Here is a 21,576-nt window from a genome sequence, read left to right on the forward strand (position 1 = left end):
GGCTGAGTGCCGGGCGCCGTTCGTCGGTACAGATCAGGCGCGTCGCTTGCCTGTGACAGCGGTGTAGATGAAGAGCACCAGCACAGAGCCGGCGAGCGCCAGCAGCCACGTCTTGATGTCGAAGAAGCCACCGAGCTCGACGTCGAAGAGCACCGACCCGAGCCAGCCACCCACCAATGCGCCGATGACACCGATGATCAAGCTCGCCAGCCAACCGCCGACGGCCCGATCGGCGAGGATCATCTTGGCGAGGGTGCCGCAGATCAGACCGACGATGAGGAATCCGAGAAAGCCCATTTGTTGCTTCTCCTTGCTGGTCGACCGGTTGTCGACCGTTGTCCTGCTCCCGTCGGGTTTCGCGAGAGCGGCCCAACAGTCTAGCGGACGCGGATCTCGCGTCGCTGAAGGGTCACAGATACACAGCCTTGAACTCCCACGGCTGAAGCGATGCGGACACGCTGCCCTCGGGGTAGTTGCCCACCAGCATGCGGCCTCCTTCGAGCCCGCTGAACGGCTCGCCGGCAGGGACATCGATCGCCTTGTCGGAGAGGTTCGCGAGCACGAGCAGGCGCGCCGCGTCGCTCTCCCGCAGGTACGCCCACAGGGCGGCGTGATCCGGTTCGAGCAGGGTGAAGGATCCGATGGTCAGCACGTCCTCGGACTTGCGCAGCGCGATCAGCCGCTTGTAGAAGGACAGCACCGAGTCCGCGTCGTCGCGCTGCGCGGCGACGTTGAGCCACAGGTGGTTCTGGTTGACGGCGAGCCACGGTCGCGCGGTCGAGAATCCCCCTTCCGCATCGCCGTCCCACTGCATCGGGGTGCGTGCGTTGTCGCGGCCCATCTTCGCCATCGCGGGCAGGATCATCTCGGGAGCCATCCCCATGCCGGTCGCGAGCTCGTAGGCGCGAGCAGCCTCGATGTCCCGGAAGTCCTCCACGCGGGCGAACGGGTAGTTCGTCATCCCGATCTCTTCGCCCTGATACACGAACGGGGTGCCGCGATGCATGTGGAGGATCCCGGCGAGCAGCGTCGCGGACTCGCGCCAGTACTGGTGGTCGTTGCCCCAGCGGGACAGCGCGCGTGGCTGGTCGTGGTTGTTGAAGTACAGCGAGTTCCAGCCACGCTCGGCGAGGGCGTCCTGCCAGCGCGCGAGCGACGTCTTCAGGTCGGGGAGCTTCAGCGGCTGCGGGTCGTACTTGCCGAGCATCCCGTAGTCGACGTCGACGTGCTCGAACTGGAACACCATGTCGAGCTCGCGGCGTGATGGATCGGTGACGAGCACCGCCTGCTCGGGCGAGACGGCGAGCATCTCGCCGACGGTGAGGAACGTGCGGTCGGGATAGCGGTCGAAGACCTCACGATGCATCTCGGCGAGGTGCTCGTGAAGGTCGGGGTCGTTCACCACCAGCTCCATCTGGTTCCCCCCGGTGGGCCCACCCGGAGCGTCGGGCAGGTCTGCAGGCTTGGAGATGAGGTTGATGACGTCCATCCGGAAGCCGTCGACGCCGCGATCGAGCCACCAGCGCATCATCGAGTACACCGCCTCCCGGACCTGCGGCTCGCGCCAGTTCAGGTCGGGCTGCTTCACGGAGAACGAGTGCATGTAGTACTCGCTGCTGCTGGGGTCCAGGGTCCATGCCGGTCCGAGGAACACGGACGACCAGTTGTTGGGCGGCAGCGTGGATCCGGGTGCCCCCTCCGGGTCGGGACGGCCGGGGCGCCAGAAGTACCAGTTCCGCTTCGGGCTGCCCGCCTTGCGCGACTCCAGGAACCACGGGTGCTCGTCCGAGGTGTGGTTGACCACCAGATCCATGATCAGGCGCAGGCCGCGCTGGTGCATGGCGGCGATGAGCTCGTCGACATCGTCGAGCGTGCCGAACATCGGGTCGATCGCCTGGTAGTCGGCGATGTCGTAGCCGTTGTCGTGCTGCGGCGAGGAGTACACGGGCGACAGCCAGACGGCGTCGACCCCCAGCTCGACCAGGTGGTCCAGCCGCGAGATCACTCCCCGGATGTCGCCCAGCCCGTCACCGCTGGCATCCTGGAAGCTCCGCGGGTACACCTGGTAGACGACGGCTCTGCGCCACCACGGCTCGTCAACGCTGCTCACGGCTCGAACGTACCGAAGCGGGCGCTCCGCTGTCCTAGCATCCGGGCGCCGCCGCACGGCGGCGCAGAGCTACGCCATGCTGATCCGACCGGCCCCTGCACAGACTGGAATGAAACCGATGGAGCTCCTGCGACTCGGCGCGCTCGGCGAGGAGATCCCCGCCGTCCGCCACGACGGCGTCACTCGCGACCTGCGATCGCTCACCACCGACATCGACGGCGCGTTCCTCGCCGCCGACGGCGTCGCTCGCGTTCGAGAGGCGATGGAGACTCTCCCGGTCCTCGAGGGAGCGGACGACCTGCGCATCGGGGCCCCGATCGCCAGACCGGGCGCGGTGCTGTGCATCGGGATGAACTACGCGGCTCACGCCGCCGAGTCCGGCGGCACCCCGCCGTCGGTCCCGATCCTGTTCTTCAAGCACCCGAACACCGTGGTCGGGCCGTTCGACGACGTGCCGTTGCCCCCCGGGTCGACCAAGCTCGACTGGGAGGTCGAGCTGGGTGTGGTGATCGGCAAGCGCGCCAGCTACCTGAGCTCGCCCGAGGAGGCGTGGGACCACATCGCCGGCTTCGTCACCAGCCAGGACCTCTCGGAGCGCGCCTGGCAGCTCGAGGTGTCGGGCGGTCAGTGGAGCAAGGGCAAGTGCGGGCCGTCGTTCAACCCGCTCGGCCCCTCGCTCGTGCCGGTCAGCGAGCTCGCCGACCCGAACGCGCTGCGGCTGTGGTCCACGGTCAACGGTGAGTCCCGTCAGGACTCCTCGACGGCGGACATGATCTTCGACGTCGCCACCATCGTGTACGACCTCTCCCAGTACCTGACGCTCGATCCGGGTGACCTGATCAACACCGGCACGCCCGAGGGCGTCGCGCTGTCCGGCCGGTTCCCCTATCTGTCGACAGGCGACGTCATCGAGATCGGCATCGAAGGTCTTGGGCAGCAGAAGCAGACCGTGGTCTGACCTCGCTCAGAAGTGCTGCCAGGCGGGCTTGCTCGCGTAGGTCTCGCGGTAGTAGTCGGACAGCGCCAGCCGGGAGGCCGCGGCGCTGTCGATGAGCACCGTGACCTGGGGGTGGTGCTGCAGGATCGTGCCGGGCCACATCGCAGACACGGCGCCCTCGACCAGGTGGTGGATCGCCTCCGACTTGGCGCGCCCGGTGGCGACGAGGAGCAGCTGGCGTGCTTCCATGATCGTGGCCAGGCCCTGCGTGAGGCAGTGCTGCGGGACGGCCTCGGCGTCGCCGCCGAAGAAGCGCGCGTTGTCCACGCGCGTCTGCGCCGTGAGCGTCTTGATGCGCGTGCGGGAGGCGAGCGACGAGCCGGGCTCGTTGAAGGCGATGTGCCCGTCGGTGCCGATCCCGAGGATCTGCAGGTCGACTCCGCCCGCCTCGGCGATCGCTGCCTCGTAGGCGGCGCAGGCGGCGGGGATGTCCTCGGCGAGCCCGTCGGGCCCGTGGACTCGCGTGGGGTCGATGTCGATCCGGTCGGTGAGCTCGGCGGCGATGACGTTGCGGTACCGCTGCGGGTGATCGGCCGAGAGCCCCACGTACTCGTCGAGCGTGAACGCGCTCGCACCCGCGAAGCTGACCTTGCCCCCCTCGTACCGGCGCACGATCTCGTCGTAGATGGTCAGCGGCGACGATCCCGTCGCCAGGCCGAGCACGGCGTCGGGCTTGCGGTCGACGAGGTGGCAGAACGCGTCTGCACCGATCTGCGCGATCTCGTCAGGACCGCTGGTGATGATGACCTCCACGGGGCCAGTCTGGCATCAGTGGAGACGCCGCAGGACCCCCGGCATCACGCCGAGGGTCCTGCGGTCTGTCATGCGGTGGGTGAGTCGTCACACCCCGCCGCTACGGCCCCTGGAGCCCCGCATGCCGAGGTAGATGCCGATACCGATGATGGCCACGACGATCGAGATGATCCAGCGGATCCAGTCAAGGCCACCGGTGGACTCGACACCGAGCAATGCCGCCAGGAAGTACCCCACGACGGCGCCGATGATCCCGATGATCACGGTCGCGAGGATGCTGATGTTCTGCTTGCCCGGCTTGAACAAGCGGGCCAGGATTCCGATCACGGCACCGAAGATGATGGTCCCGATGATGCCGCCGATTGTGAACTCCATTGGGTACCCCTTTCTACGCGGAGGCGGGCGCCTCGTGGATCACCTTGGCACAACAGCCGATCGCGCGCAGTCCGAACACACCACATACTCCGCGGTCACGGCGGCTGCGGTGGGCGGTTGCCATCCGCGCCCCCCAGGGGTGATCCGTGGCCGAATCACGCACCGTCCGGGCCCAGCGCCCGCCGCCGCGAGGACAGCGCCACGGCCACGCTGATCGCGGCCAGACCGGCGATCTCGCCGAGCGTGGGCCGCTGCTGCAGCGCCAGCAACCCCACCACGGTGGCTGTGGCGGGCAGCAGCGCGTTGAGCAGCGCGAACACCGCCGTCCCCAGGCGCACGATCGCGACCTGATCGAGGATGTACGGGATCGCCGACGACAGCACTCCCACCCCGATGGCCGCCAGCCAGACGCTGCCGCCGGAGGTCACCAGCGGACCCACCCAGGGCGCCGCCACCGGGGCGAGCACCAGCACCGCGATCGACGTGCCCAGCGCGAGCGAGGCCTGCCCGTCACGCACCGCAGCGATCCGGCCCGCGAGCACCATGTACCAGGCCCAGCTCGCGCCGGCTCCGACCGCGCACAGGAGGCCGAGCACCATCGGCGCGGTTCCGGCGGCGCCCGCCTCGTCCCAGCGCAGCCCGACCAGGCTGATCGCCGCCACCCCGGCGGCCGCGAGCGCGACCGAGACCCGGCCACGCGCGTTCCGGCTCCCCCACGCCGCGACCAGCACCGGTCCGGCGAACTCGATCGCGACAGCGGCCCCGAGCGGCAGGTACCGGATCGCGATGTAGAACAGCATGTTCATCCCGACCAGGACCAGACCGAACACGGCGGTCTGCCGGAGCGTGGCCCGCGTCCACGTGCTGCGCCAGGGCCGCATCAGCGCCAGCAGGATCACGGCGCTGACGAGCGCCCGCACCCAGGCGACCGTGTGCGGCGGCGCCAGCGCGAACAGACCGACCGCGAGCGCCGCGCCGCTGTACTGAGCGATCCCGGAGGTCGCGAACAGGGCCGGTGCCGGGACGCGCGCGAGCGCCCGGCCCAGGGGCCTCGCGGGCACATGCTCGCTCACCGAACGATGTCGTGCGTCAGGGTCGCCAGCAGCCCTCGGTGATCGGAGATCGCGAGGTCGACGGCGTCGGCCCGGTCGATCTCGATGCCTCTGGTCAGCACGTGGTCGATCTGCCGCCGTGGGGTGCCCGCCGGGAAGGTCAGGGCTCGTGGCATCCGCCAGCCGAGCGAGAGCGGCCGGAGCGCCCACGGGTCGAGGTTGAGATCGCCGGCGACGACCGCGGGAGGCGGCAGCGTGCTCACCGACCGCAACAACGAACCCACCTGCCACGCGGCGACGGGGCCCAGCAGCGACAGGTGCGCGCTCGCGACGGTCAGCGGACCGTGGGGGGTCTGCACCACGGCGGCGACAGCACCACGCTGCTCGTCGTCCCGCAGCCGCACGCTGCCACCCCGCAGGATCGGGTGCCGCACGGGGAACCGCGGGAGCCGCTTCACGAACCAGGCCACCACAGGCCATCTCGACGCGACGGCCAGACCGTACGCGGCGCCGTCGGCCATCCCCCAACGCTCGGGCGAGGCCTTGCCGACGCGGACGTCGCCTGCGAGGGTGGCGGCGAACCGGACGTGCGGCAGCCCCAGGGCGTCGGCGACCACCCGGGCCTGGTCGATGCCGCCGCTGCGCGGCTGGCCGCGGTCGACCTCCTGCAGGGCGACCACGTCCACCTCGAGCCCAGCCACGGCGGCGGCCAGCTCGTCGGCGGAGGTGCGTGCCCCTGCCCGTGAGAGCCCGTGCTGCAGGTTGAGGGTGAGGAGGCGGGTCATTCCTGCGGCGCGAACCGCAACGACACCGAGTTGATGCAGAACCGGTCCCCGGTGGGGGTCTGCGGGGCGTCGTCGAAGACGTGGCCGAGGTGCGAGTCGCAGCGCGCGCAGCGGACCTCGGTGCGGACCATCCCGTGCGAGCGATCCTCGATCAGCGTGACGGCGTCACCCTCCTGCGGCTGGTAGAAGCTCGGCCAGCCGCAGTGGCTCTCGAACTTCGTGTCGCTGCGGAACAGCTCGGCCCCGCAGGCGCGACAGCTGAAGACGCCGGTGCGGTGCTCGCCCAGCAGCTCACCCGTGAACGCGCGCTCGGTCGCGGCTTCCCGCAGCACGGCGAACTCCATCGGGTTCAGCTCGGCGCGCCACTCCTCGTCGGTCTTGCTGACCTTGTCCATGCCTCCAGTATCACCCCGCCACGCACCAGCACCGGCCCCGAGGCGGGCGTGCGGTCGAGCTCGCCACGACCGCCGCGAGCGCGATCGGTTGCGGAAGTGACGTCTCGGTGGGTTTCCGCAACACGGTGGGCGGGGTGGCGTTGCGGAACTGACATCTCGGTAGGTTGCGCAACGCGCGGAGGTCGCTAGCCCCAGCCGAGCTCGTGCAGGCGGGCATCGTCGATGCCGAAGTGGTGCGCGATCTCGTGGACAACGGTGACCGCGACCTCCTCGGCGACCTCGTCGACGTCCTCGCAGAACCGCAGCGTGGGGTTCCGGAAGATCGTGATCCGGTCCGGGAGCGAGCCCGCGGCCCACCACTCGCCGCGCTCGGTCAGCGGCGTGCCCTCGTAGAGCCCGAGCAGGTTGGCATCCTCGGCATCGGCCGGCGGCTCGTCCTCCACCAGCACCACCACGTTGTCGATGTGCCTCGCAAGCTCGTCGGGGATGAGGTCGAGGCCGTCGGCGACCGCTTCCTCGAACGCCTCGGGCGACATCTCGATCACGGGACCATCCTCACACCAGGCCCCGCGTGGGATGTCCCACACCGTGCCGGTTTGCTCCCGGGCCTGCCGCTCCCTTATGCTCGTCCAGGTTCTGGGGCGTCTGGAACGTGGGACGCCCGATGGGGCCCCCATCGTCTAGCGGCCTAGGACCCCGCCCTTTCACGGCGGTAGCACGGGTTCGAATCCCGTTGGGGGTACCAACTCGTGCACAATGAGCAGTACCTGGCCCCGTAGCTCAGTTGGTTAGAGCGCCGCCCTGTCACGGCGGAGGCCGCCGGTTCAAGTCCGGTCGGGGTCGCGGAACGGTTTTCGCCGAGGCGGCTCACCGCCAGAACACAGCTCGACGGCGAACGGCCGCCATGGCTCTGTAGCTCAGTTGGTAGAGCGTTCGACTGAAAATCGAAAGGTCACCGGATCGACGCCGGTCGGAGCCACCATCGCAGCCCTCGGGAGAGATCCCGGGGCTGTTCTGCTCCCTGCGCCCATCGGGTGGCTCGATACGGTGAGCCCATGAGCGAGAGCGCGGCGCCGCGGGTCGCACGGACCACACCGGCATGGCTGCGCGCGACGATGACGCAGGCGCTCTGGTGCTGGCTCACGGTCGCGCTCGCTCTGGGCGTCTCGCGAGCCGTGGTCGCGCTCGGCTCCGACCTGGCACCGCTGCCGTTCGCGGCGTACTCGATCCTGATCTTCGTCGTGATCCCGGCCGTTCCGGGGCTCGTGACGATCGCGGTGGTCGCCGGCGCGCAGCGCGCAGCCGCTCCCTGGTGGGCGCAGGTGCTGGTCGTCGCGCTCGCCCTGGGCGGTTGGGCCTTCTTCGCCACGACCTCGCCCGGGTGGGGGCTGGGCTACGCGCTGGCGGGAGCGATCGCCGCCGCCATCACGGTCGCGGCGCGGTCCCGCGAGTCCGTGTGGTCCCGGGCGCTGGTGACGATCGTCGGCGCCGTGCTGCTCGGTCTGGCCTGGTTCGGGCTGGAGACGTTCGGCTGACCGCGCAGCCACGGGAACAACGGCTCGGCGCCGGCCGTTGAACCTCGGCCGCACGAGACCAGGGAGAGCCCGATGACCAGCACCGCCGCCGCCGTCGACCGCACCACGAACGCCGAGCTCGAGCGCCAGCTCGAGAACCTCCTGCGCCTCGGCTACCCAGCGCTGATGGGGACCACCGAGCCGGAGCTGCGCTCCGCCGTCGAGAACCTGGCGCTGAGGCTGCCGGGATCGAGCACGGTCGACCCCGAGGACCACATCCCCTTCGTGCTCGTGCCCGCAGCGCCGCTGCGCGAGAGCGCGCTGCTGATGACCAAGGACGACAGGCCCGCCACGCTGATGATCGAGGACGACCACCTCGGCCGCTACGCGCCGATCGAGGGTGTCACGGTGCCGGACGCGCCCGTCTACCTGCTCACGGACATCGACACCGGCAGCGAGTTCACGAACGTCACGCCCGAGACGGCGCTGGGGGCGATCACCGCCCGTGGGAGGACTCCGCTGACGATCGCCGAGGGCATCGCGCTGGTCACGCAGCGACCGGACATGCTCCGCAAGAACAAGTGCTTCTCGCTGCTCGCCTCGCGCCGGGGCAACCAGCAGGTGCCGGCCATCTGGATCTCCGAGCGCGCACCGAAGCTCGGCTGGTGCTGGGACCGGAACCCGCACACGTGGTTGGGCTCCGCCTCGGCAGCAGCGCGCATCGCCGGGTAGCGCTCCCGGCGGTGGCACCATGAGTCCATGCAGCTGCGTGACCTCTCCGACGCCGTGGGCGCCCCGTCAGCGGGGCTGCCCGACCTCGAGGTCACGGCGGTCACCCACAACGCGGGGTGGGTGAGCCCGGGCGCGCTCTACGTGGCGATCCGGGGTGCCCGTGCCGACGGGCATGCGTTCGTCGACGCCGCGGTGGCCGCGGGCGCTGTCGCGGTGATCGGCGAGGGCCTGCCCGACGGCGCGACCTGCCCCGTCCCGTACCTCACCGTGGCCTCGGCCCGTGGGGCGCTGGCCGACGCCGCCGCCGCGCTGGCCGGCCACCCGAGCCGGCGGCTGCGGGTGGTGGGCGTGACCGGGACCGATGGCAAGACCACCACCAGCTGGTTGACGCGGCACCTGCTGCGTGCGGCTCGGCTCCCTACCGGGCTGCTCTCCACGGTCGGGTACGAGCTCGCCGACGGCGAGCTGCACCACTTCCCCGCGCACTTCACGACGCCGGAGGCGCCCGAGGTGCAGCGGGTGCTCGGCGAGCTGGTGAGCACCGGCGCGCGGGCCGTGGTGCTCGAGGCCAGCAGCCACGCGCTCGCGATGGACCGGGTCCGGGCCGTGGCCTGGGACGTCGCGGTGTGGACCAACCTGACGAGCGAGCACCTCGACTTCCACGGCACCGTGGAGAACTACTTCGCCGAAAAGGCGAAGCTCGTCGAGCGGTCACCGTTCGCGGTGCTCAACGCCGACGACCCCTGGACCGAGCAGCTCCACGGCCGGGCTCCCGAGGAGACGCTGTACTCCGCCGAGGGCGCCGAGGCCGCGTGGACGGCCCACGACATCCGGGAGCTGCCCGACGGGCTCAGCTTCGCCGTCGAGAGCCCGCTCGGGCGGCTCGAGGCGATGCTGCCCATGATCGGCCGGTTCAACGTGGCCAACGCGCTCGCCGCGATGGCTGCCGCGCATCGCTTGGGTGCGACGGCGGAGCAGCTGATCGAGGGTCTGCGCACGTTCTCGGGGGTGCCGGGTCGGATGGAGCTGGTCCCCGGGATCCCCGGGCAGGACCCTCGCGTGATCGTGGACTTCGCGCACACCCCGCCGAGCCTGGAGAAGGCGCTGAGCACCGTGCGTGCCACCACCGAGGGTGAGCTGTGGGTGGTGATCGGGTCGGCCGGCGGGCCGCGCGACCCCTCGAAGCGGGCCCCCCTCGGCGAGGTGGCGGCGCGGCTGGCGGACCACGCGATCTTCACCGAGGAGGACCACCGCGACACCCCGCTGGCGGAGATCCTCGCGGAGATGGAGCGTGGCGCCGCCCTCGCCCCGAGCGCGGGGACGACCCGGAGCATCGGCAACAGGACCGAGGCGATCCGCCACGCCGTCGAGCACGCCCGCCCGGGGGACACCGTGGTGCTGGCCGGCAAGGGGCCCGAGGACACCCTGGAGCGCGACACCGAGACGATCGCCTGGGACGAGGTCGCCGAGGCCCGCTCGGCCCTCGCCCGCCGCCACTCCTGACCCGATTCAGCCGCTCCGGACCTCTTGGTGGGTCCCCGGCTCCACGTGGCTCGGCGCGGGGGTGCGGAGAAACACGTACTGAACGGCCCTCCGACTGCCGCGACCAGGTGGTTCTGCCCGGTCGTGCCCGCCGACCAGGTGGTTCTGCCCGCATAGCGGGCGCATTCCGGGCAGGACCCCCTGTTCGGCCGACACGCGAGCAGAACCCCCTGTTCGGCACCTGCGGGTTGACAGAACTGACACGGGCAGGCGAGTCAGACGCCTCATGACAGGTGACGACCCACAGGTGTCAGGAGAGCACGATTTCACTGCCACCTTCGCCGCGCCTTCGACGTGCCGGAGGTGCGGTGAGACCGGGGGAGGTCAGGGGGCGGGCGACTCGATGTCGTCGCGCTTGAGGGCGGTCGGGTCGAAGTCGCGCGGCTCCACCATGACGATCCAGTTGCCGGAGTTGTCCCGGATGAGCGCCTCCACACCGTAGGGGCGGTCCGCGGGCTCCTGCAGGATCGTCACGCCCCTCGCGGCGAGCGCCTCGCAGGTGGCACGGCAGTCGTCGACGTTGAGACCGACGCCGGGCATGCCGCCCGAGTCGAGCGAGCGGTGGATCTGGGTCTGCAGCTCCTCGCTCAGCGGCGGGCCAGGGGTCGTGAGGTGCAGGTGCAGCTCCGGCTGCTGCGGGTGGACGACTGTGAGCCAGCGGAAGTCCTCCGCGAGCCGGATGTCGTCACCGACCTCGAAGCCGAGGACGTCGGTGTAGAAGGTGAGTGAGGCGTCCTGGTCCTTCACCCACACGCTGACAAGGGAGACGTTCGTGATCATGTGGATCACGTTAGGGAGTCGGGCGGTGGCCGCGCTTCTCCGTGCTTGCTGTGCCTGCTGCACCATCAGCCGACTTCTCCACCAGCCCCCACATGAAGACGTAGCACCCCGGGATGCGTGGCGCTCCCGCCGCCGCATACCGCGCCTGGAACTGGCTCGGGCTCTCGCCCACGATCTCGCGGAACCGCGAGCTGAAGGAACCCAGGCTCGAGAACCCGACGGCGTGGCACACCTCGGTCACCGACAGGTTCGTCGCGCGCAGGAGATCCTGGGCCCGCTCGACCCGACGTTCGGAGACGTAGGCGCGAGGGCTCCTGCCGTAGGTCGCGGTGAAGAGCCGGTGGAAGTGGAACTTGCTCAGCCGTGCGACGGCCGCGAGCGCCTCGAGGTCCAGCGGCTCGGAGAAGTTGCGGTCCGCGTGGTCACGAGCGGCGCGCAGGTGGACGAGCACGTCGTCGTGAGCGCGGGTGGTCGTCACACCTGCGACGCTATCGCAGCGCCCGGCAGCCGAGCTCAGAAGGTCAGTGGGCAGTCGTGTCCGGCGAGCACGTCGTCGGCCGCGCGGGCGTGCGAGCGCGAGAGGTTCCACTCCCAGACCGAGCCGGGCGCCGCCGTCTCGTAGTGGGCGAGCAGGCACGAGCGCAACGGCTCCTCGAGGGTGTCGATGGCCGGCACGGCGTCGGCGGAGAGCTGTTGCAGGTGCCAGATGTCGAGCGGGACCTCCTGCTCCCCGGTGTTGTAGCGCACCATCAGCGCCGAGGGGTTGGCGAGCGCGAGCAGCAGCATCGCGACGCCTGCCACCCGCACCGCTGCCAGCGGAAGCCACCGTGCACGCCACCGCACCCCGGCTGCGAGCACCAGCAGCAGGATCGCGCCCATCACGGCCTCACCGGTCGCGGCGAGCAGTCGCAGCTCCGTGAGCCCGTAGGCCTGCACGTACAGCGACATCCGCACCAGCGCGGTCGCGACGACACCCAGCGCCGCCACGCACAGCACGGCCAGCGCCGCACGCACGGCCCGGCCTGGAGCAGCGCCGCCCGCAGGCCTCGGCGCTCGCCGCGCGAACCATGCCACCACCACGAGCGTCAGCGCCGTGACGGCCACGAGCTGGCCGAAGCCCTGGCGTGCGTAGGCGGCGTAGGTGAGCCCCACTGTCGCGTGCACATAGTCGTCGCCGCCGACGGCGGTCGCCACCTGGGTGACCAGGAATGCCACCATGAGGGCGCCCAGGGCCAGCACCGGGACGAACCACTCCGCGGGCCGGTAGGCACCCGGCCGAGCCAGCCGGGTCACCGACCAGCCGGGGCGTCGTACGGCGAGGCTGGCCACCCCCAGCGTGGCGGCACCGGCGAGCACGCCGACAGCCAGCCTGGCGGGGAGCAGGCTCAGGTCCAGCGAGGGCAGCAGGGTCGCGAAGACGGCGTCAGCACTCGCCAGCAAGGTCGAGAAGACCACGAGGATGACGGCGGTGATCGCCGCCGTCCGCAGCCATCGCCCCATCGCGGCACGGTGACCGTGGGAGGCCACCACCAGCCCACCCGCGAACCAGACCAGCCCGCGCGTGACCGCCGCCGGCGCCGTCGGCACCGCAAGTGCGAGCCCCAGCGGGCTGCGCGCCCCGGCCGCCGCCACTGCGGTCAGCCCGAACGCGGCCAGCAGGCTCAGCGCGACCACCCACTCGGCATCCCGGATCGCCGCGACCGAGCCGAGCGCCACCGCGAGCGCCGCGGTGACCAGCGTGCCCCAGGCACGCCGGCGGAGCAGCGCTGGCACGGCCGGCGCCCAGATCAGCGGGATCGTGAACGCGAGCCCGAGGCCCGGCCGGTTCCCCGTCGCTAGCAGCGCCACCACCACGGCGACACCGACGGCCCCGCCGGCGAGAGGCATCGGCATCGGCGCGTCGTGCGCGGTGCCGAACCTCGCCAGCGCACGCCCCACCAGGCTGGGCTCAGGAAGCCGGGCCGGTGTGACAACAGGGAACCTGTGGGCAGCGGCATCGCTCATGCAGCCGACGCTAGAGTCGCGCTCAGGAGGTGCCCGGGAGCGATCCTGGAGCGCGCGTGCGGGTGTTGTGAAGGAAGCCGCTGCTGCGGTGGGACAGCGTCCACGCCGCCGCTTGCTGTGGGCGCTGTCCCACCCGCGCCTGCTGGCGTGGGCGCCGGCCTACCTGCGGCCGCTCACAGCACTCTGGTGATCACCGGTACCCGTCGTAGCGGGAGCACGACGGCGAGCGTCGCCACCACGACGACGAGCACCCGCAGGAGCAGGGTCGTCAGATCGGGAGCGGGCTCGTCGCCGCCCAACCAGCCGGTCGCGGTCAGCACGGCGAGGACCGTCATGTGGAACCCGAAGATGCCCATCGTCGCGGCGCCGAGCTCGCGCCCGACCGTCATCGCCGGCGGCTCGAGCAGCGAGCGCAGGGCGCCGTCGGGCGCCAGCAAGCCGTGCGCGACCAGGAACACACCGATCGAGTACAGCGCCATGCCCGCGCCGTAGTAGCTGACCGGTGCGGCGGTGTGCAACCACGCCGGTGCCGCGTCGTTCTCCCACTGCCAGGACACCAGAGCGCCGAGGCCGATGGTGGCGACCGCGCACGCGACGAGCCACGTTCCGCGTAGCCGCACCTCGCGCAGCACCCATCCGAGGATGTAGTAGCCCAGGTAGGGCAACCACCACAGCAGCGCGTTCTCGAGGTACTGGCCCGGCACCGAGGTCGCGGCCACGGCTGCCGTACCGATGAGCGCGAGCCCACCGAGCACGGCCGCGCCACGCCGCCCCCAGCGCTGGATCAGCGGCATCAGCAGCGGAGTCAGCAGCGAGAGCCCGAGCACGATCCAGAAGAAGTACAGCTGCGTGAACAGCTCCCCGAGGAAGGTGCGCCGCACGATGTCGGAGGACACGATGTCATCGCCCCGAACGGCCCGCACGCCGATGTACCAGGCGTGCCAGAACACCACCGCCGGCACGAGCCGCAGCGCGCGGCGGCGCAGGAACGCCCCTGCCCCGCGATACCGGTCCGGTTCGAGGTTCAGCGCCCCGCTGACCATCACGAACACGGGCACGGCGAAATGGCTTCCGAAGTCGAGCGCGAGCGCCACCAGCCCGGTCGTGCGTGTCCGGGCGTCCGGAGCGGCAGCCGTGGAGGCTGTCGTGTGGATGACCATCACCCCGACGATGGCGATCGCACGGAGCCACGTCATCCACGCCGTCGACGACGGCTCGCTCCGGGCCACCGGTCAAAGATAACGAATCGGTAACGAATCGGTCGAACGGCGCCGGTCGACGCCCACCAGCGCGATCGATCTCGCTCGCACATCACGATGCCGACACGATCCGGGCTCGAGCGGCAACCCGCCCGCAGGACGCCGTGAGAGCGCGCACAATGGCGAGGTCGGGCACTCCCGGCAGTAGTCGACGAAGGAGTCACAATGCGACGGATCACAGCCATGGCGGTCGCCTCGGCGGCCGTGCTCGCACTCGCTGCCTGCGGCAGCGGCAACAGCGGGGGTGGCGGCGGCGGTGGCGGCGGCGGCGGTGAGAGCACCGACGTCGAGGTCTTCACCTGGTGGGCAGCGGGGTCAGAGCTGACCGGGCTGGAGGCCCTGGAGTCCGTGTTCGCGGAGCAGCACCCCGACTTCACGTTCGTCAACGGAGCCGTCGCCGGTGGCGCAGGCTCCGCGGCGAAAGACCTGCTGCAGACGCGGCTGCAGGCGGGCGATCCGCCGGACACGTTCCAGGCACACGCGGGCGCCGAGCTGCAGGACTACATCGACGCCGCCCAGATCGAGGACGTCTCGGACCTCTACGACGAGTTCGGGCTCACCGACGCCTTCCCGCAGGACCTGATCGACCTGCTCACGGTCGATGGTGCGATCTACTCGGTCCCCTCGAACATCCACCGCTCCAACGTGGTGTGGGCGAACCCCGAGGTGCTGGAGGCAGCCGCGCTGGACCCGGCTGCCCCGCCGGCTGACATCGACGCCTGGATCGAGGACCTGCAGACCGTGCAGGACAGCGGCGTCGCGACCCCGCTCTCGGTCGCAGCCCCGTGGACGCAGGTGCACCTGCTCGAGACCGTGCTGATGGCGGACCTGGGCGCTGAGGCGTACGTGGGCCTCTGGGACGGCAGCACCGACTGGAGCGGCGCGGAGGTCACCGGCGCGCTCGAGCACTTCGAGACGCTGATCGGCTTCACGAACACCGACCGTGACGGGCTCGACTGGCCCGACGCCACCCAGATGGTCATGGACGGCACGGCCGCCTACAACGTGATGGGCGACTGGGCGGTCGCGGCGTTCGAGGAGGCCGAGATCGAACGCGGCACCGGTTTCGTCGAGTTCCCGGTGCCGGGGACCGACGGCACGTTCGGGTTCCTCGCAGACTCCTTCACGCTGCCCGTGGGCGCACCGAACCCCGAGGGCGCCACGGCCTGGCTGGAGACGGTCGGCTCGCTCGAGGGTCAGGTTGCCTTCAACCAGGCCAAGGGCTCGATCCCGGCCCGGACCGACGCCGACCCGGCCGACTTCTCCGAGTACCAGCAGTCGGCCATCGAGTCCTACGCGAACGACACGATCCTGCCCTCGCTGGCCCACGGCGCCGCTGCGCCGATCGCCGTGCTCAACGCCATCACCGACGCCGTGAGCAAGTACACGGCCGGTGGTTCGGACCTGGCGACCCTGCAGTCCGAGCTGGCTGCGGCAGCCGGATCCTGACGACGGCGCGCCCGGCGGCCCGATCGGGTCGCTGGGCGCGCGTGGTCACCGATCCCTCGCCGATCGATATGAGACGAGCCAAGTCCTGGGGCCCGCCGCTGCTGCTGCTGGCGCCCTCGGTGCTGCTGATCGCGGTGTTCGTGTACGGCCTGATCGCCGTGAACGCGGGCACCTCGTTCACCGACAACCACTCCGCCGCGCAGGCCAACGGCGTGGCCCCGATCTCCTTCGTGGGGGTCCAGAACTACCTCGACCTGCTGGCCTCGCCCGACTTCCAGCACTCGCTCAAGAACCTGGTGCTGTACACCGCCGTGTTCCTGGTGGGCACCCTGATCACCGGGTTCGTATGGGCGTGGCTGCTGGAGCGGCCGATCCGCGGTGAGGGCATCTTCCGCTCGATCTACCTGTTCCCGATGGCGGTCTCGTTCGTGGCCTCCGGTGTGGTCTGGCGCTGGCTGCTCAACTCCAACCAGGGTGAGGCCGCGAGCGGGCTGAACCGGCTGTTCCAGATCGTCGGCCTCGACGTCCTGCAGAACCCGTGGTGGAACAACATCACCTGGGGCATCGCGGCGATCGCGCTGCCCGCGGTGTGGCAGCTCTCGGGCTACGTGATGGCGCTCTTCCTCGCGGGGTTCCGCGGCATCCCCGACGAGCTGCGCGAGGCGGGCCGCATGGACGGCGCCTCCGAGTGGCAGGTGTACCGGTACGTGATCTTCCCCCAGCTCACCCCGGTGCTGCTGTCGGCGCTGATCATCATCGGCCACATGTCGCTGAAGGCGTTCGACCTGATCATGTCGATCTCGAGGCCCTCGAACTACCAGACCAAGGTGCCCGCGGTCGACATGTACGTGTTCAAGTCGAGCTATGACTTCGCGAGCTCGGCCGCCGTGGGGGCGATCCTGCTGATCATCGTCGCGCTGCTGATCGTTCCCTACCTGATCCACAGCTCGCGGAAGGACGGCCGATGACGGCGACCGCATCGGTGGCCCCCGCCGAGCTCACCTCCCGGGACCACCCGCCGGCTCGGTCGCGCTACTCGTGGCCGCGGACGCTGCGCTACCTGGCGCTGCTCTTCGGTCTCGTGCTCGTGCTGATCCCCGTGTACGTGCTGCTGGTGACGAGCTTCAAGGGCGGCAGCGACGCCACCCCCGCGCAGGCCTGGTCGCTGCCGACCACCTGGACGGGCGAGAACTGGGTGCTCGCGTGGGACTCGCTGTCCCCCGCGCTGCTTCGCTCGATGCAGATCGTGGTGCCCGCCGCGATCATCTCGGCGTTCCTGGGCTCGATGAACGGCTTCGTGCTCAGCCGCTGGCGTTTCCGCGGCGCCGACATCGTGTTCACGCTGATCCTGTTCGGGATGTTCATCCCGTACCAGGCGGTGATGATCCCGCTCAACCAGCTGATGCTGAACCTGCAGGTGCCCTCGGGCGTGCCGACGCTGATCCTGCTGCACATCGTCTACGGCATCCCGATCACCACGCTGATCTTCCGCAACTACTACGAGTCGATCCCGCACGAGCTCATCGAGGCCGCCCGCATGGACGGCGCCGGCATGCTGCGGACCTATGCGTGGGTGGTGCTCCCGATCTCGCTGCCCAGCTTCGTGGTGGTGCTGATCTGGCAGTTCACCTCGGCCTGGAACGACTTCCTGTTCGCCGTGTTCTTCTCGACGGCGAACACCGGCCCGGTCACGCTCGCGCTGAACAACCTCGCCAACGGCGCCCAGCTCCAGAACTACGGCGCGTCGATGGCGGGGGCGCTGCTGGCGTCGCTGCCGACCCTCGTGGTCTACATCGTGCTCGGCAAGTACTTCGTGGGCGGGCTGATGTCAGGTTCGGTCAAGGGCTGACGCCGTGTCGGGGGCGCCGTCGCGGTAGTGTCGCTGTTGACGGCTCCCGCACAGGGATGCCGCACGGAGAGGGGAGACCACCGTGACTGAGACGTCCCCGCGGCCGGGAGGCGAGCCCTCCCTGGGGCAGCTGATCGGCAAGATGACCGAGACGATGTCGGCCCTGGTACGCGACGAGATCCAGCTCGCGCAAGCGCAGTTCACCGAGAAGGGCAAGGCGCTCGGCCTCGCCGGCGGACTGTTCGCCGGTGCGGCGCTGTTCGCGCTCTTCGGGCTGGGCTGGCTCCTCCACTCCGCCTACCTGGCCCTGGCCCACGTCGTTCCCGACTGGGCCGCCGGGCTGATCGTGGCTGGCTCCGTGCTGCTGATCGCCGCCATTCTGGGCCTCGTCGGCAAGGCGGCGATGGACAAGGCACCCGCGCCGGAGACCAAGGAGAACATCCAGCGCGACATCGACGCGATCAAGGCAGGGGTCAGCTCATGAGCACCCAGAGTCAGCAGCCCGAGTCGCGCAAGCGCACCGCCGCCGAGATCGAGGCGGATCTGCGCCGTCGGCGTGAGGAGCTCACGCGCACGGTCGACGAGATCTCGGACCGGGTCGACCCACGCCGGCAGGCCCAGGCCGCCGCGGACAAGGGCCGAGCCTTCGTCGACGACGTCAAGGCCGGCGAGCCGCGCGCGGTGCAGATCGCGGCTGGTGTCGCCGCCGCCGTGGCAGGCGTTCTCGGCCTCGCGATCCTGCGCCGCAACCGCTGACCACGCAGCGAGATCTCGCGCTTCGACGCCGGGAGTCTCGCCATGCGGTCGCCTCCCGGCCGGGAGCTGCACCCGAGCGCGCGTGAACCGTCGCTACATCGGGGTATCCTGAACCCACGACACATTGATCAGCCCCGATCGCGCTACGTCCACCGGACGATGTGCGGATCGGACCAAGCGGAGGGGGTCACGCCATGGGGCGCGGCCGTCAGAAGGCCAAGCAGACCAAGGTCGCTCGGCAGCTCAAGTACTACAGCCCGTCGACCGACCTCAGCGCTCTCGAGCGCGAGCTCGGCACCGGCGCATCGTCGGATCGGCAGTGGGAAGCCCCACCTGCCGACGACGAGGACGACGACTGGCCGGAGGCCAGCGGACGTTGAACTCCTGAACCCGAGCCCCCGCTCGGCGGGTCACGCTCGCCGATAGCTGCCGGACAGGCGGACCGCTCCGCCGTCGACTCCCTTCGTCCCACTGACGACCTCGGTGTCCTCGGCGCGACCTGATCCGCTCGTCACGCGGCCGAGCACCCACGGTGCGAGGCCGAGCTCGGTTGCGCGCGCGAGCGCGGCGTCGGCGCCGTCGGCCCCGACCACGGCGACCATGCCCACCCCCAGGTTGAGCGTGTTCTCCAGGTCGGACCACGGCACCGAGCCGAGCTCGCGGATCAGGTCGAAGATCGGCGGCACCGCCCAGGAGCTGCGGTCGACGTCGGCGAGCATGCCCGCCGGCAGCACCCGCGCGAGGTTCGCCGCCAGCCCGCCGCCGGTCACGTGCGTGTACGCGTGCACCTGCGCAGCGCCGTCCTTGGCGAGGGCAAGGCAGTCGGCAGCGTAGACGCGGGTCGGCACCAGGAGCTCCTCCCCCAGCGTCCGCCCGAGCTCGGGCACGTGCCGGTCGAGCTCCCAGCCGGCGTGCGCGATCACGCGCCGCACCAGTGAGTAGCCGTTGGAGTGCAGACCCGAGCTCGCGAGCCCGATCAGCACGTCGCCGTCCAGGACACGGTCCGGTCCGAGCACCTCGTCGGCCTCGACGACACCGGTACAGGCGCCCGCGACGTCGTACTCGTCCTCACCGAGCAGGCCGGGGTGCTCGGCGGTCTCCCCGCCCACGAGCGCGACACCCGCGAGCGAGCACGCCTCGGCGATGCCCCGCACGATCGCGGCGATCCGGTCCGGGACCACCTTTCCGCAGGCGATGTAGTCGGTCATCAGCAGCGGCGTGGCGCCGACCACCACGATGTCGTCCACGACCATGCCCACCAGGTCGTGCCCGATGGTGTCGTGGATGCCCATGGCCTGCGCGATCGCCACCTTGGTGCCCACGCCGTCGGTCGAGGTGGCAAGCAGGGGGTGACGCATGTCACGGAGCGCCGAGGCGTCGACCATGCCGGCGAAGCCACCGAAGCCTCCGAGCACTTCTTGCCCGTGCGTCGCGCGCACGGCGTCCTTCATCAGCTCGACGGCGAGATCGCCGGCCTTGGTGTCGACGCCCGCCTCGGCGTACGTGATCGGCTCGGTCATCGCGTCGGGTTCGCCAATCTTGTCGGGTCGGGGCTCTGAGGTGACGTTCACGGGTGCAGCAGCGAACCGGATCCGCCGGCAGCGACCGCGAGGCTGGTGAGACCGTCCTCCGGCGCACCCAGCGGCAGCTCGTCGAGCTCGCCAAGAGCGGCGCCGTGATCGTCGACCGGGATCGGGTAGGAGCCGGTGAAGCAGGCGGTGCAGAGCCTCGAGCTCGGCTGCTCGGTCGCCTCGATCATGCCCTCGAGCGAGATGTAGCCGAGCGAGTCGGCGCCGAGCGAGGCGCAGATGTCCTCGACCGAGAGCCCGTTGGCCACCAGCTCGGCGCGCGTGGCGAAGTCGATGCCGTAGAAGCACGGCCACTTCACCGGCGGCGAGGAGATCCGCACGTGCACCTCGGCGGCGCCCGCCTCGCGCAGCATCCGCACGAGCGCCCGCTGGGTGTTGCCCCGCACGATCGAGTCGTCGACGACGACGAGCCGCTTGCCGCGGATCACTTCCTTCAGCGGGTTGAGCTTGAGGCGGATGCCGAGCTGGCGGATCGTGTCCGAGGGCTGGATGAACGTGCGGCCCACGTACGCGTTCTTGGTCAGCCCCTGCCCGAACGGGATGCCGGACTCGGCTGCGTAACCGATCGCGGCCGGGGTTCCGGACTCCGGCGTGGGGATGACGAGGTCGGCCTCGACCGGGTGCTCGCGCGCCAGCGCACGACCCATCTCGACCCGGGCGGCGTTGACGCTGCGGCCGGCGATCGTGGTGTCGGGCCGGGCCAGGTAGACGTACTCGAACACGCAGCCCTTGGGCTCGGCGTCGGCGAACCGGCAGCTGCGCAGGCCGTCGGCGTCGATCGTGATCAGCTCGCCGGGCTCGACCTCTCGCACGAACGCGGCGCCGATGATGTCGAGGGCAGCGGTCTCAGAGGCGACCACCCAGCCGCGCTCGAGCCGGCCCAGCACGAGCGGCCGGATGCCGTGCCGGTCGCGGGCCGCGTACAGCGTGTCCTCGGAGATGAAAGCGATCGAGAACGCGCCCTGCACCCGCGGCAGCACCTCGCGCGCCGTGGTCTCCAACGTGTGGTCGGGATCGCCCGAGAGCAGTGCCGTGAGCACGAACGTGTCGGTGGCGCAGCGGTCCACCAGGTCGTTGCGCTTGCGCGGCCCGTAGCGCTCTTCGACGAGCCGCACGAGCTCGGCGGTGTTGGTGAGGTTGCCGTTGTGGGCCAGCGCGATCGTGCCGCTGGCGGTGGGGCCGAGGGTCGGCTGCGCGTTCTCCCAGGTGGAGGCGCCGGTGGTCGAGTACCGCACGTGGCCGAGCGCGATGTGACCGGTCAGCGACGTGAGCGACATGTCGTCGAAGACCTGTGAGACGAGGCCCATGTCCTTGTAGACGAGGATCTGCTCGCCGTTCGACGTCGCGATCCCCGCCGACTCCTGGCCGCGGTGCTGCAACGCGTAGAGGCCGAAATAGGTGAGCTTCGAGACCTCCTCGCCAGGAGCCCATACCCCGAAGACACCGCACTCGTCCTGCGGTCCCTTGTCGTGGGGATCGACCTGGTGGGTCAGTCGTCCATCGCCGCGCGCCACGCGCCTATGGTCCCACACACGGCCCGCCTGGCCCACCCGGCCGCCTCCCGCCGTCGACGGCGAGGCTCGCCCTCGCGGACACGGGGCGGGCCGGGGGCGGTGCGGGTCGACGAGAAGGGGT

The 21,576-nt window shown here is 70.6% G+C and carries 24 protein-coding genes and 3 tRNA genes; 13 read left to right on the forward strand and 14 right to left on the reverse strand.

Annotated elements, in window-relative coordinates; all coding sequences use genetic code 11:
- Positions 1 to 33: 33 nt before the first annotated feature.
- Positions 34 to 297 carry a GlsB/YeaQ/YmgE family stress response membrane protein gene (locus GPA03_RS16490; RefSeq protein ID WP_156253124.1) on the reverse strand — a complete coding sequence of 88 codons (264 nt, stop codon included), beginning with the start codon at positions 295 to 297 and terminating at the stop codon, positions 34 to 36.
- A 112-nt stretch (positions 298 to 409) separates the two neighbouring features.
- A complete protein-coding gene (locus GPA03_RS16495; protein WP_156253125.1) occupies positions 410 to 2,110 on the reverse strand; it encodes a glycoside hydrolase family 13 protein in 1,701 nt (566 codons plus the stop codon).
- 118 nt (positions 2,111 to 2,228) lie between these two features.
- Here GPA03_RS16495 and GPA03_RS16500 point away from each other — a divergent pair, with 118 nt between their 5' ends.
- On the forward strand, positions 2,229 to 3,068 hold the full coding sequence (locus tag GPA03_RS16500) for a fumarylacetoacetate hydrolase family protein (protein ID WP_156253126.1): 840 nt from the start codon (positions 2,229 to 2,231) through the stop codon (positions 3,066 to 3,068).
- A gap of 6 nt (positions 3,069 to 3,074) precedes the next feature.
- On the opposite strand, the gene nagB is transcribed toward GPA03_RS16500, so the two are convergent.
- The 6 genes from nagB to GPA03_RS16530 all read right to left on the reverse strand — a co-directional run bounded on the left by nagB (position 3,075) and on the right by GPA03_RS16530 (position 7,003).
- Positions 3,075 to 3,860, reverse strand: coding sequence for a glucosamine-6-phosphate deaminase (gene nagB / locus GPA03_RS16505; protein ID WP_156253127.1), 786 nt, complete (start codon positions 3,858 to 3,860; stop codon positions 3,075 to 3,077).
- Positions 3,861 to 3,947: 87 nt separating this feature from the next.
- Complete coding sequence (locus tag GPA03_RS16510; protein WP_206673605.1) at positions 3,948 to 4,235, reverse strand: GlsB/YeaQ/YmgE family stress response membrane protein; 288 nt, start codon at positions 4,233 to 4,235, stop codon at positions 3,948 to 3,950.
- 155 nt (positions 4,236 to 4,390) lie between these two features.
- Entirely contained in the window at positions 4,391 to 5,308 is a 918-nt protein-coding gene (locus GPA03_RS16515; RefSeq protein WP_241681347.1) for an EamA family transporter, read from the reverse strand.
- Complete coding sequence (locus tag GPA03_RS16520) at positions 5,305 to 6,072, reverse strand: endonuclease/exonuclease/phosphatase family protein (RefSeq protein ID WP_156253128.1); 768 nt, start codon at positions 6,070 to 6,072, stop codon at positions 5,305 to 5,307. The genes GPA03_RS16515 and GPA03_RS16520 overlap by 4 nt, the downstream gene beginning before the upstream one ends.
- Complete coding sequence (gene msrB, locus GPA03_RS16525; protein WP_156253129.1) at positions 6,069 to 6,467, reverse strand: peptide-methionine (R)-S-oxide reductase MsrB; 399 nt, start codon at positions 6,465 to 6,467, stop codon at positions 6,069 to 6,071. Before msrB ends, GPA03_RS16520 begins: the two co-directional genes overlap by 4 nt.
- 185 nt (positions 6,468 to 6,652) lie before the next feature.
- Positions 6,653 to 7,003: a metallopeptidase family protein gene (locus GPA03_RS16530; RefSeq protein WP_156253249.1), complete on the reverse strand. Its 351-nt coding sequence runs from the start codon at positions 7,001 to 7,003 to the stop codon at positions 6,653 to 6,655.
- A 133-nt stretch (positions 7,004 to 7,136) separates the two neighbouring features.
- On the opposite strand from GPA03_RS16530, the gene GPA03_RS16535 reads away from it, so the two are divergent.
- The 6 genes from GPA03_RS16535 (at position 7,137) to GPA03_RS16560 (ending at position 10,216) form a co-directional block, all read left to right on the forward strand.
- Positions 7,137 to 7,212 (forward strand) — tRNA-Glu (locus GPA03_RS16535).
- A 24-nt stretch (positions 7,213 to 7,236) separates the two neighbouring features.
- A tRNA-Asp gene (locus GPA03_RS16540) sits at positions 7,237 to 7,310 on the forward strand.
- A gap of 63 nt (positions 7,311 to 7,373) precedes the next feature.
- Positions 7,374 to 7,449 (forward strand) — tRNA-Phe (locus tag GPA03_RS16545).
- 73 nt (positions 7,450 to 7,522) lie between these two features.
- Entirely contained in the window at positions 7,523 to 8,002 is a 480-nt protein-coding gene (locus tag GPA03_RS16550) for a hypothetical protein (protein WP_156253130.1), read from the forward strand.
- Between the two features lie 72 nt (positions 8,003 to 8,074).
- A complete protein-coding gene (locus tag GPA03_RS16555) occupies positions 8,075 to 8,713 on the forward strand; it encodes a DUF5701 family protein (protein WP_156253131.1) in 639 nt (212 codons plus the stop codon).
- A gap of 27 nt (positions 8,714 to 8,740) precedes the next feature.
- Positions 8,741 to 10,216, forward strand: a complete 1,476-nt coding sequence (locus GPA03_RS16560; RefSeq protein ID WP_156253132.1) for a UDP-N-acetylmuramoyl-L-alanyl-D-glutamate--2,6-diaminopimelate ligase — start codon at positions 8,741 to 8,743, stop codon at positions 10,214 to 10,216.
- A 363-nt stretch (positions 10,217 to 10,579) separates the two neighbouring features.
- On the opposite strand, the gene GPA03_RS16565 is transcribed toward GPA03_RS16560, so the two are convergent.
- From GPA03_RS16565 to GPA03_RS16580, 4 genes are all read right to left on the reverse strand, one after another.
- The gene (locus GPA03_RS16565) at positions 10,580 to 11,035 is read right to left on the reverse strand and encodes a VOC family protein (RefSeq protein ID WP_156253133.1); all 456 of its coding nucleotides are present in this window, start codon (positions 11,033 to 11,035) and stop codon (positions 10,580 to 10,582) included.
- Between the two features lie 10 nt (positions 11,036 to 11,045).
- Positions 11,046 to 11,513 carry a helix-turn-helix domain-containing protein gene (locus tag GPA03_RS16570; RefSeq protein WP_156253134.1) on the reverse strand — a complete coding sequence of 156 codons (468 nt, stop codon included), beginning with the start codon at positions 11,511 to 11,513 and terminating at the stop codon, positions 11,046 to 11,048.
- Between the two features lie 35 nt (positions 11,514 to 11,548).
- Positions 11,549 to 13,039: a DUF4153 domain-containing protein gene (locus GPA03_RS16575; protein ID WP_156253135.1), complete on the reverse strand. Its 1,491-nt coding sequence runs from the start codon at positions 13,037 to 13,039 to the stop codon at positions 11,549 to 11,551.
- Positions 13,040 to 13,212: 173 nt separating this feature from the next.
- Positions 13,213 to 14,268 carry an acyltransferase gene (locus GPA03_RS16580; protein ID WP_156253136.1) on the reverse strand — a complete coding sequence of 352 codons (1,056 nt, stop codon included), beginning with the start codon at positions 14,266 to 14,268 and terminating at the stop codon, positions 13,213 to 13,215.
- 195 nt (positions 14,269 to 14,463) lie between these two features.
- Here GPA03_RS16580 and GPA03_RS16585 point away from each other — a divergent pair, with 195 nt between their 5' ends.
- From GPA03_RS16585 to GPA03_RS16610, 6 genes are all read left to right on the forward strand, one after another.
- Positions 14,464 to 15,747 (forward strand): ABC transporter substrate-binding protein, encoded by a 1,284-nt coding sequence (locus GPA03_RS16585; protein WP_156253137.1) that lies wholly within the window; start codon positions 14,464 to 14,466, stop codon positions 15,745 to 15,747.
- A 68-nt stretch (positions 15,748 to 15,815) separates the two neighbouring features.
- Positions 15,816 to 16,715, forward strand: coding sequence for a carbohydrate ABC transporter permease (locus tag GPA03_RS16590; RefSeq protein WP_156253138.1), 900 nt, complete (start codon positions 15,816 to 15,818; stop codon positions 16,713 to 16,715).
- Positions 16,712 to 17,596, forward strand: coding sequence for a carbohydrate ABC transporter permease (locus GPA03_RS16595; RefSeq protein ID WP_156253139.1), 885 nt, complete (start codon positions 16,712 to 16,714; stop codon positions 17,594 to 17,596). The genes GPA03_RS16590 and GPA03_RS16595 overlap by 4 nt, the downstream gene beginning before the upstream one ends.
- 82 nt (positions 17,597 to 17,678) lie before the next feature.
- Positions 17,679 to 18,080 carry a phage holin family protein gene (locus GPA03_RS16600; RefSeq protein ID WP_156253140.1) on the forward strand — a complete coding sequence of 134 codons (402 nt, stop codon included), beginning with the start codon at positions 17,679 to 17,681 and terminating at the stop codon, positions 18,078 to 18,080.
- Positions 18,077 to 18,352 (forward strand): DUF3618 domain-containing protein, encoded by a 276-nt coding sequence (locus GPA03_RS16605; RefSeq protein ID WP_156253141.1) that lies wholly within the window; start codon positions 18,077 to 18,079, stop codon positions 18,350 to 18,352. Before GPA03_RS16600 ends, GPA03_RS16605 begins: the two co-directional genes overlap by 4 nt.
- A gap of 194 nt (positions 18,353 to 18,546) precedes the next feature.
- Positions 18,547 to 18,732, forward strand: a complete 186-nt coding sequence (locus GPA03_RS16610) for a DUF3073 domain-containing protein (protein WP_156253142.1) — start codon at positions 18,547 to 18,549, stop codon at positions 18,730 to 18,732.
- Between the two features lie 30 nt (positions 18,733 to 18,762).
- On the opposite strand, the gene purM is transcribed toward GPA03_RS16610, so the two are convergent.
- Both purM and purF read right to left on the reverse strand, forming a co-directional pair.
- The gene (gene purM, locus GPA03_RS16615; protein WP_156253143.1) at positions 18,763 to 19,872 is read right to left on the reverse strand and encodes a phosphoribosylformylglycinamidine cyclo-ligase; all 1,110 of its coding nucleotides are present in this window, start codon (positions 19,870 to 19,872) and stop codon (positions 18,763 to 18,765) included.
- A gap of 47 nt (positions 19,873 to 19,919) precedes the next feature.
- A complete protein-coding gene (gene purF, locus GPA03_RS16620; protein ID WP_156253144.1) occupies positions 19,920 to 21,455 on the reverse strand; it encodes an amidophosphoribosyltransferase in 1,536 nt (511 codons plus the stop codon).
- Positions 21,456 to 21,576: the final 121 nt, after the last annotated feature.

The organism is Pseudactinotalea terrae, assembly GCF_009733845.1.
GTDB lineage: Bacteria > Actinomycetota > Actinomycetes > Actinomycetales > Beutenbergiaceae > Pseudactinotalea > Pseudactinotalea terrae.